The organism is Kineococcus arenarius subsp. arenarius, assembly GCF_050871845.1.
Taxonomy (GTDB): domain Bacteria; phylum Actinomycetota; class Actinomycetes; order Actinomycetales; family Kineococcaceae; genus Kineococcus.
The window spans coordinates 14344-29134 of the sequence record NZ_JBJLSE010000006.1; the positions used below are offsets into that span (position 1 = coordinate 14344).

A 14791-nucleotide genomic window follows, 5' to 3' on the forward strand; every position below is an offset into this window, starting at 1 on the left:
GTCCCCGGCCGCGGGCATGCGGACGATCCTCGCAGACGCCCCGGGCGCACCGTCACCGCGGAGCGGGCGGTTCCCCGGCCGGCAGCCGGACCCGGAAGCGCGCGCCCCCGGCCGGTGAGGCGGACACCTGCACGTCCCCGCCGTGGGCCTCCACCAGGCCGCGGGTGACGTACAGGCCCAGTCCCGTGCCGCTGCGGCTGCCTCCGTGCCAGAACTTGGAGAAGACGTACGGCCGGTTCTCCGGCGGCACGCCCTCGCCGGCGTCGTCGACCGTCAGGACCACCTCGCCCGGCTCGGCCGGGTCCAGCGCGGGGTCGTGGGCCAGGGTGATGACCACCGTGCCGGCGCCGTGCCGAACGGCGTTCTCGACCAGGTTGGTGACCACCTGCGCCAGCCGGTCCGGGTCCGCCCACAGCTCCGGCAGCGCGCCGCCCAGCCGCAGCTCGAAGCGGTCGTCCTCGTAGCCGGCCACCCGCAGCCGCTCGACGTGCTCGCGCACCAGGGCCGGCAGGTCCACCGGCCGGCGGTGCACGTGCAGGCGCCCGGTGTCGACCCGCGAGACGTCCAGCAGGTCGCCCACCAGCCGGGTGACGCGCTCGGCGTCCGCCTGCACCGTGGAGAGCATGAGGCGCTTCTGCTCGTCGGTGAAGCGGTCCCAGCGGCGCAGCAGGCTGGCCGTGAACTGCTTCACCGACGTCAGCGGGGAACGCAGCTCGTGCGCGACGGTCGCGATGAGGCTGGCCGCGTCGGACTCGGCGCGTCGCCGCTCGCCGGTGCCGCGCAGGGCCACCACCGCCCGCTGCACCTCCCCGGCCCCGGAGCGCACGTAGCGGGCGGTGACGAGCAGCTCCCGTCCGCCCGGCAGCAGCAGCATGCGCTCGGAGTGCCCGTCGGAGGAGTCGAGGGAGGGGTCGACCACGTCCCACCAGCGGCGCCCGGAGGTGTCCTGCAGGGGCAGGGCGCGGCGCACGTCCGAGCCCACGAGGGCGTCCCGCTCGCGGCCCAGCAGCGCCGCCGCGGCGGCGTTGACGGCCGTGATGCGCCGGTCCGCGCCGACGAGCACGACCCCGTCGGGCAGCTCGTCCAGGGGGACGAGGGCGTCGCCGCCGGCACCGTCCGGACCCCCGGCGCGCCCGTGCGGGCGCAGCACCGGGGGCGCCGCCGCGTCAGCGGCCCCGGTCGACCCCCTCGGCTCGGGCACGGGCCGAGGCTAGGGCATGGGCGGCGGATCGCCGCGCGCGGCGACGCGCCGGGCCGCGCGGTCTCAGCGCCGGCGCTGGGCGCGCGCGCTCGCGTACAGGCACACCACCGCGGCGGTGGCGAGGTTCAGGCTCTCGGCGCGCCCGTGCAGCGGGACGCGCACCACGGCGTCCGCGGCGGCGCGGCCGGCGTCGTCCAGGCCCGCGGCCTCGTTGCCGAACAACCACGCCGTGGGGGCGGTCAGGTCGACCGGCGCTCCCGCCCCGACGGCGGCGGCGTCCGCCAGGTCGTCCAGGTCCAGCTCGCCGGCGCCGTCGGCGGCCAGCACCGCGCAGCCGGCGCGCTGCAGGTCCCGCACGGCCCCGTCCAGCGGCACGCCGACGACCACGGGCAGGTGGAACAGGCTGCCGGCGGTCGAGCGCACGCACTTGGGGTTGAAGACGTCCACGCTCCCGGCGGTGAGCACCACGGCGTCGGCGCCGGCGGCGTCCGCGGCGCGCAGGACCGTGCCGGCGTTGCCGGGGTCGCGCACGCGGTCCAGCAGGGCCACCAGACGCGGCCGGCGGGCCAGGACGTCCTCCAGCGCGGTGGTCGCGGTGGGGCAGACCGCCACCAGGCCCTGCGGGGTCACGGTGTCGGTCATGGCCGCCAGGACGTCCTCGGCGACCGTCCACACGCGCACGCCGTGCTCGGCGGCGGCCGTCACGATCGCGGCGTGGCGCTGGGCGGCCTCCTGCGTGGCGTACAGCTCCAGCACCACCGGCGCGGGCCCGGCGGCGTGGGCGGCCACGGCCTCCCGCACGGCCTGCGGTCCCTCGGCGAGGAACCGACCGTGCCGCGAACGCGCCGCACGCCCGGTCAGCGACCGCACCGACCGGACCCGCGCGGAGCGCGGATCGGTCAGCACGGCCGCTGCCGGGCGTGCGGGGTGGTGCCGGCGCTGCTCAGGCAGCGGAACCCTCGGCGACCGGGGTGGCCGGCACGGCGGCCTTGGCGGTCTTCACCAGGGCGGCGAACGCGGGGGCGTCCGAGACGGCCAGCTCGGCCAGCATGCGGCGGTCGACCTCGATGCCGGCGGCCTTCAGGCCCTGGATGAACCGGTTGTAGGTCATGCCCTCGGCGCGCGCCGCGGCGTTGATCCGCTGGATCCACAGGCGGCGGAAGTCGCCCTTGCGCGCCTTGCGGTCGCGGTACGCGTAGACGAGGGAGTGGGTGACCTGCTCCTTCGCCTTGCGGTACAGCCGCGAGCGCTGGCCGCGGTAGCCGCTGGCCTGCTCGAGGACGACGCGACGCTTCTTCTGGGCGTTGACTGCGCGCTTCACGCGTGCCACGGGGGTTCTCCTTGCTCGTCGTGCGCGGGCGTCAGCGGGCCGTCGGCGACGGCCGCGCGCTCCGCGCGGGGGGTGTGCGGGTGGTGGCGGCGGTCAGCGACCCAGGAGCTTCTTGATCTTCTTGACGTCCGCGGGGGCCACCACGGCGTCCATGGAGAGACGGCGGGTGCGGGTGCTCGGCTTGACCTCGAGCAGGTGGCGCTTGTTGGCGCGCTCGCGCATGACCTTGCCGGAGCCGGTGATGCGGAACCGCTTCTTGGCGCCGGAGTGGGTCTTGTTCTTGGGCACGGGGTCTCTCCTGTGGTCGGTGCCGGGTGGTGCCCGGCGTGGGTCTGTGGGCGCGCGGGACCGGGCCCGCCGGCTGGACGGGCCCGGCCGCGCGCCTGGCGTCAGGACGCGGTGGCGGCCGTCTGGCCGGGCTGCGCGCCCTCGTCCTGCGAGGGCTGCGACGAGTCGCCGGCCTGGTCGGCGGCGGCCTCGGAGTCCTTGCGGCGACGCTCCTCGGCCTTGGCCTCGGCCTTCTTCTTGTGCGGCCCGATGACCATCACCATGTTGCGGCCGTCCTGGCGCGGCGAGCTCTCGACGCTGCCGAGGTCGGCGACGTCCTCCGCGAGGCGCTGCAGCAGCCGGAAGCCCATCTCGGGACGCGACTGCTCGCGACCGCGGAACATGATCATCACCTTGACCTTGTCCCCCGCCTTGAGGAACCGCTCGACGTGGCCCTTCTTCGTGCCGTAGTCGTGCGGGTCGATCTTCAGGCGGAAGCGGATCTCCTTGAGGATCGTGTTGGTCTGGTTCTTGCGCGCTTCGCGGGCCTTCATGTCGGACTCGTACTTGAACTTGCCGAAGTCCATGAGCTTGCAGACCGGCGGTCGCGCCGTCGGAGCGACCTCGACCAGGTCGAGACCCGCTTCGTCCGCCAGCCGCAGCGCGTCCTCGACGCGCACGATGCCGACCTGTTCACCGTTGGGGCCCACGAGCCGCACCTCGGGAACACGGATGCGGTCGTTGATGCGGGGCTCGCTGATGTGCTGCTCCTTCGTCGTCGGGCGGGGCCGCCGGACACGGAGAAGGCCCCCGCGCTCGGACGTGCACGGAGGCCTGCCTGATCCGGCACCGCGACGCACGAGGGCGACGACGACGCCTTGCTCCCCCGCGGACGGGGGAGGGACCGGGACCCGCGGCGCGCGTGCGCACCGGGGTGGGAGGAGGCCTCCGCTTCACGCTCCGGCCCCACGAACGCCCGCCCGCGCCAGGCGCGGACCGGTGACGTGAGCCGGTCGGTCACCTGTCAGGGTAGCAGCATGCAGCCCGACCCCACCCCCCAGCCCGTGGACCCGGTCGCGGGCCCCGCCCACGAGCCCGCCCACGACCACGCGCGGGAACTGGCCCGCGACATCGCCGACGTGCCCGCCGTCGAGGTCGTCACCACGGCCGCGGTGCACCTCATGAGCGCAGCGGCCGTCAAGTGCGGCCTGGCCGAGGGACCCGACGCCGCCGACCACCTGGACCTGGCGGAGGCCCGCATCCTCATCACCGCCCTGGCCGGCCTGGTCACGACCTCCGCGCCGGACCTCGGCGGGCAGCACGCGCGTTCGCTGCGCGACGGCCTGCGCTCCCTGCAGCTGGCGTTCCGGGAGGCCTCCCCGGTGCCGGACCCGCCGGGGAAGGGGCCCGGCGAGCGGCTGACCGGCAGCGTGGTCTGACCCGCACCCCGCCCCCGCACCGCGCCCGCGGAGCGGTGCAGTGGTTGAGTGTCGCAGGACCGGGGCACCGGCCCCGCGGGACGGAGGACGAGGACACGGTGAGCGAGACGGTGAGCGAGACGGTCAGCTACACGCTGAGCAGCCGCGCGGGCGGGACCCGCAGGAGCGACCTGGCCCGGCTGGTGCTGCGCGCGGGGGTGGGTGCCACCCTGGCCGCGCACGGGGCGCAGAAGCTCTTCGGGGCGTTCGGCGGCGGGGGCCTGGAGGGCACGCAGGGCGCCATGCACGCCATGGGCTTCCGGCCCGGCCGGCGCAGCGCGCTGGCGGCGGGCCTGGCGGAGACGGGCGGCGGGGCGCTGCTGGCCCTGGGCCTGGCCACCCCGGCGGCCGGTGCCACCGCGGCGGCGACGATGGCCGCCGCCGCCACGGTCCACGCCCCCAACGGCTTCTGGGCCACGTCCGGGGGGCTGGAGTACCCGGCCGTGCTCGGGCTGGCCAGCACCGCCCTGGCCGTGGCGGGCCCCGGGCGCTACTCGGTGGACCGCCTGCTGGGCGACGCCCTCAACAAGCCGTGGATGCCGGCGGTCGCGCTGCTGGCGGCCGGGGCCGGCGCGGCGTGGGCCATCCGCCAGCGCCGGACGGCGGTGGCCGCCGACGCGCAGGAGGCGGCCGACGCCCCGGCCGACGCGCCGCAGGCCCCCGTCGCGTCCTGAGACGCGCCGGCCGGCGCCCTGGAGCCCCCCCCGTCCGCGGGACGGCTTCACGGCGCCGGCAGGAGCGTCAGCTCCAGGGACTCCGCGCGCTCGGTCACGACCGGGCAGGCCGCCAGCCGCTCGGCCAGCCGGGCCGTGAGCGACTCCACGCCGGCGCGGTCCAGCCCGGGCGCCACCCCGACGACGACGCGCAGCTCCGCGACGGGAGCGGCCTCGAGCCGCACGCCGCGCACCTGCACCAGGTCCGCCAGCGCGTCCGTCACGGCGGCCTCCACGGCGCCGTCGAAGGGGGCGGGCACCCACTCGCGCTCCTGCGCGAGCGCTCGCAGCGCGGTGCCGCGCACCACGAAGCGCACCGGGCCGGCCGGGTCCAGCACGAGCACCTCGCACCGTTCCTGGACGCCCGACAGCGCCGCCCGGGCGGCGGGCACCGGCACGGGGCGCGCGTCCGCGCGCCAGGAGGCCAGGGCGTCGAGGTCGGTGAACAGGGGCAGGCCCCGGCGGCCGTCGGGCTGCGTCAGCAGGGCCAGCGCCATGTCGGCGCTCTTGTCCCCCGCGGGACCGGCGGCCACGACCTCCTGCTCGCCGAGGACGGCGACGACCGGGGCGAAGACCCTGCTGGCCGCCAGCTGAGCCACCACGCGCGCCTCCGCCCGCAGCAGCTGCTCGGGGGAGGCTGCGCCGTCGCGGGCCCCGGCCCAGTCGTCCAGCGCCCGCGCCAGCCCGGGCGCGCGACGGCCCTCGTCCCCGGTGAACGGGTTGGGCAGCAGGGTGCGCCCGGCCCACGGGACACCGGCGGAGTCGGTGCCGCGCGAACCCGCGGGCGGCGTGGTCAGGGCCGGCCCGCCACGTCCAGGGCCTGCGGCAGGGTGAACGCCCCGGCGTACAGCGCCTTGCCCACGATGGCGCCCTCGACGCCCGCCTGGACCAGCTCGCGCAGGACGCGCAGGTCGTCCAGGCTGGAGACCCCGCCCGAGGCGACGACCGGGGCGCTCGTGCGCGCGCAGACCTCGCGCAGCAGCTCGGTGTTCGGCCCGCGCAGGGTGCCGTCCTTGGTGACGTCGGTGACGACGTAGCGGGCGCAGCCGTCGGCGTCCAGGCGGGCCAGGACGTCCCACAGGTCCCCGCCCTCGCGGGTCCAGCCGCGCGCGGCGAGCGTGGTGCCGCGCACGTCGAGGCCGACGGCGATGCGGTCGCCGTGGCGGGCGATGGCGGAGCGGGTCCACTCCGGGTCCTCCAGCGCGGCGGTGCCGAGGTTCACCCGGCGGCAGCCGGTGGCCAGGGCCGCCTCGAGGGAGGCGTCGTCGCGGATCCCGCCGGACAGCTCCACGGCGACGTCGAGGCGGCCGACGACGTCGGCGAGCAGCTCGCGGTTGGAGCCGCGCCCGAAGGCGGCGTCGAGGTCGACGAGGTGGATCCACTCGGCACCGGCCTCCTGCCAGGCGAGGGCCGCCTCCAGGGGGGAGCCGTAGAAGGTCTCGCTGCCGGCTTCGCCCTGCACGAGGCGGACGGCCTGGCCGTCGGCGACGTCGACGGCGGGCAGGAGCTGGAGCCGGGGGGCTTGCGGGGAGGCGCTGGTCACGGGCGGGCAGTCTACGGACGCCCCGGGGCCGCGGGCGCCGGGCCGTGCGCGACCGGCGCCCGCGGGGCTCAGCCGAGCGAGGCGACCCAGTTGCGCAGCAGCTGCGCCCCGGCGTCGCCGGACTTCTCGGGGTGGAACTGGGTGGCCGTCAGGGCGCCGTTCTCCACGGCGGCCACGAAGCGGACCCCGTGCTCGGCCCACGTCACCTGCGGCGGCTGGACGCGCCCGGCGGTGGTGTCCACGAAGTCGAAGCGCTGCACGGCGTAGGAGTGCACGAAGTAGAACCGCTCGTCCTCGACCCCGTCGAACAGCACGGAACCGGCCGGGGGCTGCACGGTGGACCACCCCATGTGCGGGACGACCTGCGCGGGCAGGCGCTCGACGGTGCCGGGCCACTGGCCCAGCCCCTCCTTCACCCCGTCGCCGGGCTCGGTGGAGGTCTCGAACATCACCTGCAGCCCCACGCAGATGCCCAGCACCGGGCGGCCGCCGGCCAGGCGCTGGTCGACGATGGAGCCGCCGCCGATGGCCTCCAGGCCGGCGTTGACGGCGGCGAAGGCACCGACCCCGGGCACCAGCAGCCCGTCGGCCTCCAGCGCCGCCCGCCGGTCGCCGGTCAGCTCGACGTCGGCTCCGACGTGCTCCAGCGCGCGCACGGCGGAGCGGACGTTGCCGAAGCCGTAGTCCAGGACGACGACGCGCTTGCTCACAGGGCTCCCTTGGTGGACGGCACGCCCTGCACGCGCGGGTCGGGCTCGACGGCGTAGCGCAGGGCGCGGGCGAGGGCCTTGAACTGGGCCTCGACGACGTGGTGGGGGTCGCGGCCGGCGAGGACGCGCACGTGCAGGGCGATCTGCGCGTGGAAGGCGAAGCTCTCCAGCACGTGGCGGGTCAGCGAGCCGGTGAAGTGCCCGCCGATGAGGTGGAACTCCTGCCCGTCGGGCTCACCGGTGTGCACGCAGTAGGGCCGGCCGGAGACGTCGACGACGACGTGCGCGAGGGCCTCGTCGAGCGGGACGGTGGCGTCGGCGAAGCGCCGGATGCCGCTCTTGTCGCCCAGGGCCTGCCGGAACGCCTGGCCGAGGACGATGGCGGTGTCCTCCACCGTGTGGTGCACGTCGATGTGGGTGTCGCCCTTCGCGCGGACGGTGAGGTCCATGAGGGAGTGCTTGCCCAGGGCGGTGAGCATGTGGTCGTAGAACGGCACCGTGGTGTCGATCTCGGTGCGCCCGGTGCCGTCGAGGTCGAGCTCGACCAGGACGCTGGACTCGGACGTGCTGCGCTCGATGCGCGCGGTGCGGCTCACTTCTTCTCCCCGTCGACCTCGGTCAGCGCCTTGCGGAACGCCGCCATCTCGTCCTCTGTTCCGATGCTCACCCGCAGCCAGCCGTCGGGGCCGGTCTCGCGGATGAGGACCCCGCGCTCCAGCAGGCCCTGCCAGACCGCGTGGCGATCGGCGAAGGTGCCGAACAGCGCGAAGTTCGCGTCGGAGTCGGCGACCCGGTACCCGTTGCCCCGCAGCCACTGCACGGTCTCGTCGCGGCGGGCGCGCAGCTCGTCGACGGTGGACAGCAGCGTGGCGGAGTGCTTCAGCGCGGCGCGCGCGACGGCCTGCGTGACGGCCGAGAGGTGGTAGGGCAACCGCACGATGCGCAGCGCGTCGACGAGGGCGGGGGCCGCGGCGAGGTAGCCCACGCGCGCACCGGCCAGGGAGAACGCCTTGCTCATGGTGCGGCTGACCGCGAGGTTGCCGTGCCGGGGCAGCAGCTCCAGGGCGCTCGGCACCCCGGTGCGGCGGAACTCCCCGTACGCCTCGTCGACGACGACGACCGCGCGCTGCGGCAGCGCGTCCACGGCGTCGAGGACCGCCTCGACGGTGGCCGGCGGCAGGGCGGTGCCGGTGGGGTTGTTCGGGCTGGCCAGCAGCACCACGGAGGGGCGGTGCTCGGCGATCTGCGCCCGGGCGTGCTCGACGTCGAGGGTGAAGTCGTCGGCGCGCCGGCCGGTGACCCAGCGGGTCAGGGTGTCGCGCGCGTACTCCGGGTACATGGAGTAGGTGGGGGCGAAGCTGAGCGCGGTGCGGCCGGGGCCGCCGAAGGCCTGCAGCACGTGGAGCATGACCTCGTTGGAGCCGTTGGCGGCCCACACCTGCTCCGGGGCGAGCTCGGCACCGGACTCGGTGCGCAGGAACGCGGCGAGGTCGGCGCGCAGGTCGAGGAACTCGCGGTCCGGGTAGCGGTTCAGGCCGCCGGCGGCGCGGGCGACGGCCTCGGCGATGTCGGCGACGACCTCGGGGGCGACCGGGTACGGGTTCTCGTTGACGTTGAGCACCACCGGCACGTGCAGCTGCGGGGCGCCGTAGGGGTGCTCGCCGCGCAGGTCCTCGCGCAGCGGGAGGTCGTCCAGGGCGGTTCCCCGGGCCGGCGGGCGCGTGGTGTCGGTGGTCACGGCGGCATCATCCCAGAGGAGCGGCGGCGGCCGGACGGGCCGGCCGCCGCCTAGCATCGAGGGGTGAGACGCCTCCCCGCCGCCCTGACCTGCCTCGTGCTCGGCCTGGGCGCCGCCTCGTGCAGCGCCTCCACCGAGAGCGGCGCGAGCGCGGACTGCACCCTGGACGGCTGCACGGTGACGTTCCCGCGCGACGGCCGGCCGGAGGTGTCGGTGCTCGGGGTGGAGGCGCGGCTGCTGGAGGCCGGGGACGGCTCGGCGCGGCTGGAGGTGGCCGGGCAGGAGGTCGCCCTCGAGGTCGGCACCGAGGCGCAGGTGGCCGGGTTCACGGCGGGGCTGGACCGGGTCACCGACTCCGAGGTCGTCGTCGTCCTGCAGCGCTGACCCCACGGCCGCGCGGTCACGGGTGCCGCACCGTCAGCGCAGCACCGAGGCCTCCCCCGCGGCCGCCACCGCCTCGACGTCGGCGAGCGAGGCCGCCGAGGAGTCGCCGGGCGTGGTCATCACCAGGGCGCCGTGCGCGACGCCGAGGGCGACCGCGCGCTGCAGCGGTGCGCCCTCCAGCAACCCGTGGACGAGCCCGGCGCTGAACGCGTCGCCGCTGCCGATGCGGTCCAGCACCGCGACGTCGCGCAGCGTCCGCCCCTCGACGAGGCCGGTGGGCCGCGACCAGGCGACCGCCCCGAAGTCGTTGCGGGAGGCGGAGAGCACGCGGCGGTGCGTGGTGGCGACCACCCGCAGGCCCGGGTTCGCGGCCGCGTCGGCCAGGACCCGCTCGGCCGGGTCGCCGCCGTTCCCGGGCAGGCCCGCCAGCCCCGCGCCGAGCAGGACGTCGACGTGCTCGACGAGGCGCCGGTTCAGCTCCTGCGCGGCGCCGGCGCCGCCGCGCCCGGTCCACAGGCTCGGCCGGTAGTTCAGGTCGTAGGAGGTGACGGTGCCGTGCCGGCGGGCCGCGGCCAGCGCCTCGGCGGCCACCTCGGCCGTCGTGTCCGACAGCGCGGCGAAGATGCCGCCGGTGTGGAACCAGCGCACCCCCTGCCGGCCGAAGAGGTCGTCCCAGTCGACGTCCCCGGGCCGCAGGCCGCTGACCGCGGTGCTCCCCCGGTCCGAGACGCCGACGGAGCGGCGCACCCCGAAACCCCGCTCGACGAAGTTCAGGCCGTTGCGCACGGTGCGACCGGCCCCGTCACCGGGGACCCAGCGCACCAGCGCGGTGTCGACGCCGCCGGTGAGGACGAGGTCCTCGACCAGTCGCCCGACCTCGTCGTCGACGAGCGCGGTGACCACGGCCGTGCGCCGGCCGAAGCAGCGGCGCAGCCCCCGGGCCACGTTGTACTCCCCGCCGCCCTCCCACACGTCGAAGCGGCGCGCGGTGCGGATGCGGCCCTCGCCGGGGTCGAAGCGGAGCATGACCTCGCCGAGGGAGACCAGGTCCCAGCGGCACCGGTCCGCCGGGCGCAGCCGCACGAGCTCCTCCCGCCGGCTCACCGGGCCGCCAGGGCGACGGCCTCGGCGGTGAGGGCCCGCACGGCGGCGAGGTCGCCGGCCGCGATGCGCTCGCGCGGCACCATCCAGGACCCGCCGACGGCGGTGACGGCGGGCAGCGCGAGCCACTCGTGCAGGTTCGCCGGCCCCACCCCGCCGGTGGGGACGAAGCGCACGTCGGGGAACGGGGCGGACAGGGCGCGCACGGCCGCCGGGCCGCCGGAGGTCCCGGCGGGGAAGAACTTCACCGTGCCGACGCCCAGCTCGAGCGCCGCCTGCACCTCGGTGGCGGTGACGGCGCCCGGCAGGACGGGCACGCCGTGCTCGGCGCAGCGCTCCACGACGGCCCGGCTCAGGCCCGGGGAGACGACGTACGCCGCCCCGGCGGCGACCGCGCGGTCGACCTGCGCGGGCGTCAGCACGGTGCCGGCGCCGACGAGGACGTCGCCGCGCGCGGCCACCCGCCGGATCGACTCCTCCGCGGCGGGGGTGCGGAAGGTGATCTCCGCGACGGGCAGGCCGCCGGCGACCAGGGCGGCGGCGAGCGGGTCGGCGTGCGCGGCGTCGTCGAGGACGACGACGGGCACGACGCGGTGGTTCGCCAGGGCGGTCAGGACGTCCACGGGGTGCTCCTCCACGACGCGCGGTTCAGCGGGCGGCTCGCCCGTCGGCGAGCACCCGGGGGTTGACGACGTCGCGGGGACGGCGCCCCGCGCAGGCGTCGACGGCGTTCTGCACCGTGCGGCGCTTCAGCTCCTCGTAGGACTCCTCGGAGTACCAGGCGAGGTGCGGGGTGAGCACGACCGTGTCGAGCGCCGTGAGGGGGTGGTCGGTGGGGAGCGGCTCGACGTCGTGCACGTCGAGACCCGCGCCGTGCAGGCGCCCCTCGCGCAGGGCGTCGACCAGCGCAGCGGTGTCCACCACGCCGCCGCGCCCGGTGTTGACGAGAACCGCGTCCGGGCGGACCAGTGCCAGCTCGTCCGCACCGAGCAGGCCGCGCGTGGCGTCGGTCAGGGGCACGTGGAGGGAGATCACCTGCGAGCGCCGCAGCAGGTCCGGCAGGTCGACGACCGGCACCCCGGCCACCGAGCTGCCGGGTTCGTACCGGGGGTCGGCGCCGATCACCTCGTACCCGAGACCCGCGGCCTTGCGGGCGGTGGCCGCCCCGATGAGGCCGAGACCGACGACGCCGAAGACCCGGCCGGCGAACCGGTGGAGCGGGCGCACCGCGTCCAGGCTCGCCGTGCCGGCGCGCACGCTCCGGTCCATCCACGCGATGCGCCTCGCGGCGGTCAGCGCCAGCGCGATCGCGTGGTCGGAGACCGACTCCGTGCCGTAGTCGGGCACGTTGCACACGAGGACGCCGCGCTCGGTGCAGGCGGCGACGTCGACGGTGTCCACCCCGACGCCGTAGCGGCTCACCACGCGCACGGTCGGCAGGGCGTCGAGCAGGGCGGCGTCGACGCGGGCGTACTGCACGACGAGGCCGTCGGCACCGGTCGCGGCGGCCACCAGCTCCTCCCGACCACCGGGCGGGGCGACGAGCAGCTCGGCGCCGCCCTCCCGGGCGACGCGCCGCTCGACGTCGAGGGAGTCGTGGTCGCAGTCGGTGACGACGATGCGCATGGTCCACCTCCAGCACCCCGGCGCCGGCCGGGACGCGTCGCGGTCAGGAGTCGGGACGGCCCTTGAACAGCTTCCAGAAGGCGCCGAGGCGGTTGCCCTCGCCGCCCTGCGCGGCCCCCGCCGCCTCGGCGGGGTCGAGGCGGCCGAGCACGAGCTGCTGCACCTGGTCGGGCCACACGGACAGCAGCAGGCCGGGCCTGGGGTCCGGACCGCGCTCGCCCGCGGTCCAGCTCTGCCCGTCGATGGACTCCTCGCGCACCGTCAGCAGCAGCAGCTCCACCTGGCGCAGGACCGCCGACAGCGAGCGCACGTCGTCCTCACCGGTGGCCGGGTCGTGGGTGACCAGGACGCACCCCAGCCCGCGCACGGGCACGACGTGGGCGCGCACCCCGGCGAGCGTGCAGACCTCGGCGAGCTTGCCGGCGTCCGCCACCGGCGCCACCAGCACCGAGCGGACCGGCGGCTTGGGGCCGAACTCGCGCTGGAAGGCCGCGTCGAAGTCGAAGTCCTCGCCCAGCGCCTCCGAGGGCTCCTCGCCGGGCTCCCCCGGCCGCGGCTGCTCGCTCACGAGAACCTCGCCGTGACGGCCTGCCCGTGGGCGGGCAGGTCCTCGGACTCCGCCAGCGCCACCACGTGGCCGGCGACCTCGCGCAGCGCCGCCTCGTCGTAGTCGACGACGTGCACGGCGCGCAGGAACGTCTGCACGCTCAGGCCCCCGGAGTGCGCCGCCGTGCCGCCGGTGGGCAGCACGTGGTTGGAGCCGGCGCAGTAGTCGCCCAGCGACACCGGCGAGTGGGCGCCGACGAAGACGGCGCCGGCGTTGCGCACCCGGGCGGCGACCGCGCGCGCGTCGGCGGTCTGCACCTCGAGGTGCTCGGCGGCGTAGGCGTCCACCACGGCGACCCCCGCGTCGACGTCGTCGACGAGGACGATCCCGGACTGGCTGCCGCCCAGCGCCTGCGCGATGCGCTCGGCGTGCTTGGCCTGCGGGACGCGCTCGGCGAGCGCCGCCTCGACGGCGTCGGCCAGCGCCACCGAGGGCGTGACGAGCACCGCCGCGGCCATCGGGTCGTGCTCCGCCTGGCTGATCAGGTCCGCCGCGACGTGCCGAGCGTCGGCGGTGTCGTCGGCCAGCACCGCGATCTCGGTGGGACCGGCCTCGGAGTCGATGCCGACCACGCCCTGCACGTACCGCTTGGCGGAGGCGACGTAGATGTTGCCCGGACCGGTCACCACGTCCACCGGCGCCACCACGACGTCCCCGGCCGCGTCGCGCGCCCCGTAGGCGAACATCGCCACCGCCTGCGCACCGCCGACCGCGTACACCTCGTCCACGCCCAGCAGCTCGCAGGCGGCGAGGATCGTCGGGTGCGGCAGGCCGCCGTGCTCCCGCTGCGCCGGGCTGGTCACCGCGATGGAGGCCACGCCCGCCTCCTGCGCCGGCACCACGTTCATCACGACGCTGGAGGGGTACACCGCCCGCCCGCCGGGCACGTACAGGCCCACGCGGTCCACGGGCACCCAGCGCTCGGTGACGGTGCCGCCGTCGGCCAGGCGGGTGGTGACGTCGGAGCGGCGCTGGTCGGCGTGCACCAGGCGCGCACGGCGCACGCTCTCCTCCAGGGCCTCGCGCACCCGCGGGTCCAGCCGGGCCAGGGCGGTGCGCAGCGCCTCGCGGGGCACGCGCACATCGCTCAGGCGCACGCCGTCGAAGCGCTCGGTCAGCTCCACCAGGGCGGCGGTGCCGCGGGCGCGCACGTCCTCGCAGAGGGGGGCGACGGTGGCCAGCGCGGCGGCCACGTCGACCTCCGCGCGGGGCAGGACCGAGCGCAGCGCCATCGCGTCGAGGGCGCGGCCGCGCAGGTCGGTGCGGCGCAGCGCGGGGGCGGTGCCCGCGGCGGGCGCCGGGGCGGCGGGCTGGGCGGCGGTGGTCACGGCACGAGTGTACGGACGCGCGCCTCGCGGCCCGGGCGCCCGGCGGGCGCGGGCGCCTAGACTGCGCCGGTGCCCCAGCGCCTGCCCCTGTTCCCCCTCGGCAGCGTGCTCTTCCCCGGGCTCGTGCTGCCGCTGAACGTCTTCGAGCCGCGCTACCGGCGCCTCGTGCAGGACCTCGTCGCCGAGGACCGCGACGGCCTCAAGGGCTTCGGGGTGGTGGCGATCCGCGAGGGCCACGAGGTCGGCGACGGGAACGCGCGGGCCCTGCACGAGGTCGGGTGCGTCGCCCTGCTGCGCGAGGTCACCGAGCTGGAGGACGGGCGCTACGAGGTCGTCACCGTCGGCGCGACCCGCTTCCGCCTCCTGGGGCTGGACGACGAGGCCGGCACCCCCTACCTCACCGGCCTGGTCGAGGCCTACGGCGAGGACGACGAGGACGACGACGAGGACGCCCCGGTGCCCGGGGACGTCGCGGCGCTGGCCGCGGCCGTGGAGTCCCGGTTCACCGAGTACCGGGAGCAGCTGGGCATCGGCGGGTCCACCGCCCCGGAGGACCCCGGCGTGCTGTCCTACCTCGTGGCGGCCGCGGCCGTGCTGCCGCTGGGCGAGCGCCAGCGGCTGCTGGAGGCGCCGGACACCCGCGCCCGGCTGACCGAGGAGCTGGCGCTGCTCAAGCGGGAGATCGCCCTGGTCGCCGCCCTGGGGACCGTGCCGGCCTCCGAACTGCCCGGCGAACCGCCCAACCCCAACTGAGACCGGAGGACC

Annotated in this window: 19 protein-coding genes; 4 read left to right on the forward strand and 15 right to left on the reverse strand. The window is 76.7% G+C overall.

What is annotated here, in order from left to right:
• Positions 1–52: 52 nt before the first annotated feature.
• The 5 genes from ACRYM0_RS02965 to infC all read right to left on the reverse strand — a co-directional run bounded on the left by ACRYM0_RS02965 (position 53) and on the right by infC (position 3559).
• Positions 53–1201, reverse strand: coding sequence for a sensor histidine kinase (locus ACRYM0_RS02965; RefSeq protein ID WP_432501978.1), 1149 nt, complete (start codon positions 1199–1201; stop codon positions 53–55).
• Between the two features lie 63 nt (positions 1202–1264).
• A complete protein-coding gene (locus ACRYM0_RS02970; protein ID WP_432501981.1) occupies positions 1265–2071 on the reverse strand; it encodes a TrmH family RNA methyltransferase in 807 nt (268 codons plus the stop codon).
• A gap of 73 nt (positions 2072–2144) precedes the next feature.
• On the reverse strand, positions 2145–2531 hold the full coding sequence (gene rplT, locus ACRYM0_RS02975; protein ID WP_432494269.1) for a 50S ribosomal protein L20: 387 nt from the start codon (positions 2529–2531) through the stop codon (positions 2145–2147).
• Positions 2532–2624: 93 nt separating this feature from the next.
• Entirely contained in the window at positions 2625–2819 is a 195-nt protein-coding gene (gene rpmI, locus ACRYM0_RS02980; RefSeq protein ID WP_432494267.1) for a 50S ribosomal protein L35, read from the reverse strand.
• A 101-nt stretch (positions 2820–2920) separates the two neighbouring features.
• Positions 2921–3559, reverse strand: coding sequence for a translation initiation factor IF-3 (gene infC / locus ACRYM0_RS02985; RefSeq protein ID WP_432502092.1), 639 nt, complete (start codon positions 3557–3559; stop codon positions 2921–2923).
• A gap of 276 nt (positions 3560–3835) precedes the next feature.
• Here infC and ACRYM0_RS02990 point away from each other — a divergent pair, with 276 nt between their 5' ends.
• Both ACRYM0_RS02990 and ACRYM0_RS02995 read left to right on the forward strand, forming a co-directional pair.
• Positions 3836–4237 carry a DUF1844 domain-containing protein gene (locus tag ACRYM0_RS02990; protein ID WP_432501984.1) on the forward strand — a complete coding sequence of 134 codons (402 nt, stop codon included), beginning with the start codon at positions 3836–3838 and terminating at the stop codon, positions 4235–4237.
• Positions 4238–4335: 98 nt separating this feature from the next.
• Positions 4336–4950: a DoxX family protein gene (locus tag ACRYM0_RS02995; protein WP_432501986.1), complete on the forward strand. Its 615-nt coding sequence runs from the start codon at positions 4336–4338 to the stop codon at positions 4948–4950.
• A 47-nt stretch (positions 4951–4997) separates the two neighbouring features.
• Here the strand turns inward: ACRYM0_RS02995 and ACRYM0_RS03000 are convergent, their stop codons facing one another.
• The 5 genes from ACRYM0_RS03000 to ACRYM0_RS03020 form a co-directional block, all read right to left on the reverse strand.
• A complete protein-coding gene (locus ACRYM0_RS03000) occupies positions 4998–5591 on the reverse strand; it encodes an SseB family protein (protein ID WP_432501989.1) in 594 nt (197 codons plus the stop codon).
• A gap of 191 nt (positions 5592–5782) precedes the next feature.
• Positions 5783–6532 carry a bifunctional 1-(5-phosphoribosyl)-5-((5-phosphoribosylamino)methylideneamino)imidazole-4-carboxamide isomerase/phosphoribosylanthranilate isomerase PriA gene (gene priA / locus ACRYM0_RS03005; protein WP_432501992.1) on the reverse strand — a complete coding sequence of 250 codons (750 nt, stop codon included), beginning with the start codon at positions 6530–6532 and terminating at the stop codon, positions 5783–5785.
• Between the two features lie 68 nt (positions 6533–6600).
• Positions 6601–7242: an imidazole glycerol phosphate synthase subunit HisH gene (gene hisH / locus ACRYM0_RS03010; protein ID WP_432501994.1), complete on the reverse strand. Its 642-nt coding sequence runs from the start codon at positions 7240–7242 to the stop codon at positions 6601–6603.
• Positions 7239–7838 (reverse strand): imidazoleglycerol-phosphate dehydratase HisB, encoded by a 600-nt coding sequence (hisB, locus tag ACRYM0_RS03015; protein WP_432501996.1) that lies wholly within the window; start codon positions 7836–7838, stop codon positions 7239–7241. The genes hisH and hisB overlap by 4 nt, the downstream gene beginning before the upstream one ends.
• Complete coding sequence (locus ACRYM0_RS03020) at positions 7835–8980, reverse strand: histidinol-phosphate transaminase (RefSeq protein WP_432501998.1); 1146 nt, start codon at positions 8978–8980, stop codon at positions 7835–7837. The genes hisB and ACRYM0_RS03020 overlap by 4 nt, the downstream gene beginning before the upstream one ends.
• Positions 8981–9043: 63 nt before the next feature.
• Between ACRYM0_RS03020 and ACRYM0_RS03025 the strand changes: the two genes are divergently transcribed.
• Positions 9044–9364, forward strand: coding sequence for a hypothetical protein (locus ACRYM0_RS03025; RefSeq protein WP_432502000.1), 321 nt, complete (start codon positions 9044–9046; stop codon positions 9362–9364).
• A gap of 33 nt (positions 9365–9397) precedes the next feature.
• Here the strand turns inward: ACRYM0_RS03025 and ACRYM0_RS03030 are convergent, their stop codons facing one another.
• The 5 genes from ACRYM0_RS03030 to hisD all read right to left on the reverse strand — a co-directional run bounded on the left by ACRYM0_RS03030 (position 9398) and on the right by hisD (position 13930).
• Entirely contained in the window at positions 9398–10390 is a 993-nt protein-coding gene (locus ACRYM0_RS03030) for a sugar kinase (RefSeq protein ID WP_432502094.1), read from the reverse strand.
• 74 nt (positions 10391–10464) lie between these two features.
• Positions 10465–11088, reverse strand: a complete 624-nt coding sequence (eda, locus tag ACRYM0_RS03035) for a bifunctional 4-hydroxy-2-oxoglutarate aldolase/2-dehydro-3-deoxy-phosphogluconate aldolase (protein WP_432502002.1) — start codon at positions 11086–11088, stop codon at positions 10465–10467.
• Between the two features lie 25 nt (positions 11089–11113).
• Complete coding sequence (locus ACRYM0_RS03040) at positions 11114–12091, reverse strand: C-terminal binding protein (protein WP_432502004.1); 978 nt, start codon at positions 12089–12091, stop codon at positions 11114–11116.
• Between the two features lie 43 nt (positions 12092–12134).
• Positions 12135–12659, reverse strand: coding sequence for a hypothetical protein (locus tag ACRYM0_RS03045; RefSeq protein WP_432502006.1), 525 nt, complete (start codon positions 12657–12659; stop codon positions 12135–12137).
• Positions 12656–13930, reverse strand: a complete 1275-nt coding sequence (gene hisD, locus ACRYM0_RS03050) for a histidinol dehydrogenase (RefSeq protein WP_432502095.1) — start codon at positions 13928–13930, stop codon at positions 12656–12658. Before hisD ends, ACRYM0_RS03045 begins: the two co-directional genes overlap by 4 nt.
• A gap of 165 nt (positions 13931–14095) precedes the next feature.
• On the opposite strand from hisD, the gene ACRYM0_RS03055 reads away from it, so the two are divergent.
• Positions 14096–14779: an LON peptidase substrate-binding domain-containing protein gene (locus ACRYM0_RS03055; protein ID WP_432502008.1), complete on the forward strand. Its 684-nt coding sequence runs from the start codon at positions 14096–14098 to the stop codon at positions 14777–14779.
• Positions 14780–14791 lie beyond the last annotated feature (12 nt).

Bases quoted from the DNA above. Each gene is read 5' to 3' on its own strand.
- ACRYM0_RS02990 (WP_432501984.1), top strand. From the start codon at position 3,836: ATGCAGCCCGACCCCACCCCCCAGCCCGTGGACCCGGTCGCGGGCCCC.
- ACRYM0_RS03030 (WP_432502094.1), bottom strand. From the start codon at position 10,390: ATGCTCCGCTTCGACCCCGGCGAGGGCCGCATCCGCACCGCGCGCCGC.
- ACRYM0_RS03040 (WP_432502004.1), bottom strand. From the start codon at position 12,091: ATGCGCATCGTCGTCACCGACTGCGACCACGACTCCCTCGACGTCGAG.
- hisD (WP_432502095.1), bottom strand. From the start codon at position 13,930: ATGGCGCTGCGCTCGGTCCTGCCCCGCGCGGAGGTCGACGTGGCCGCC.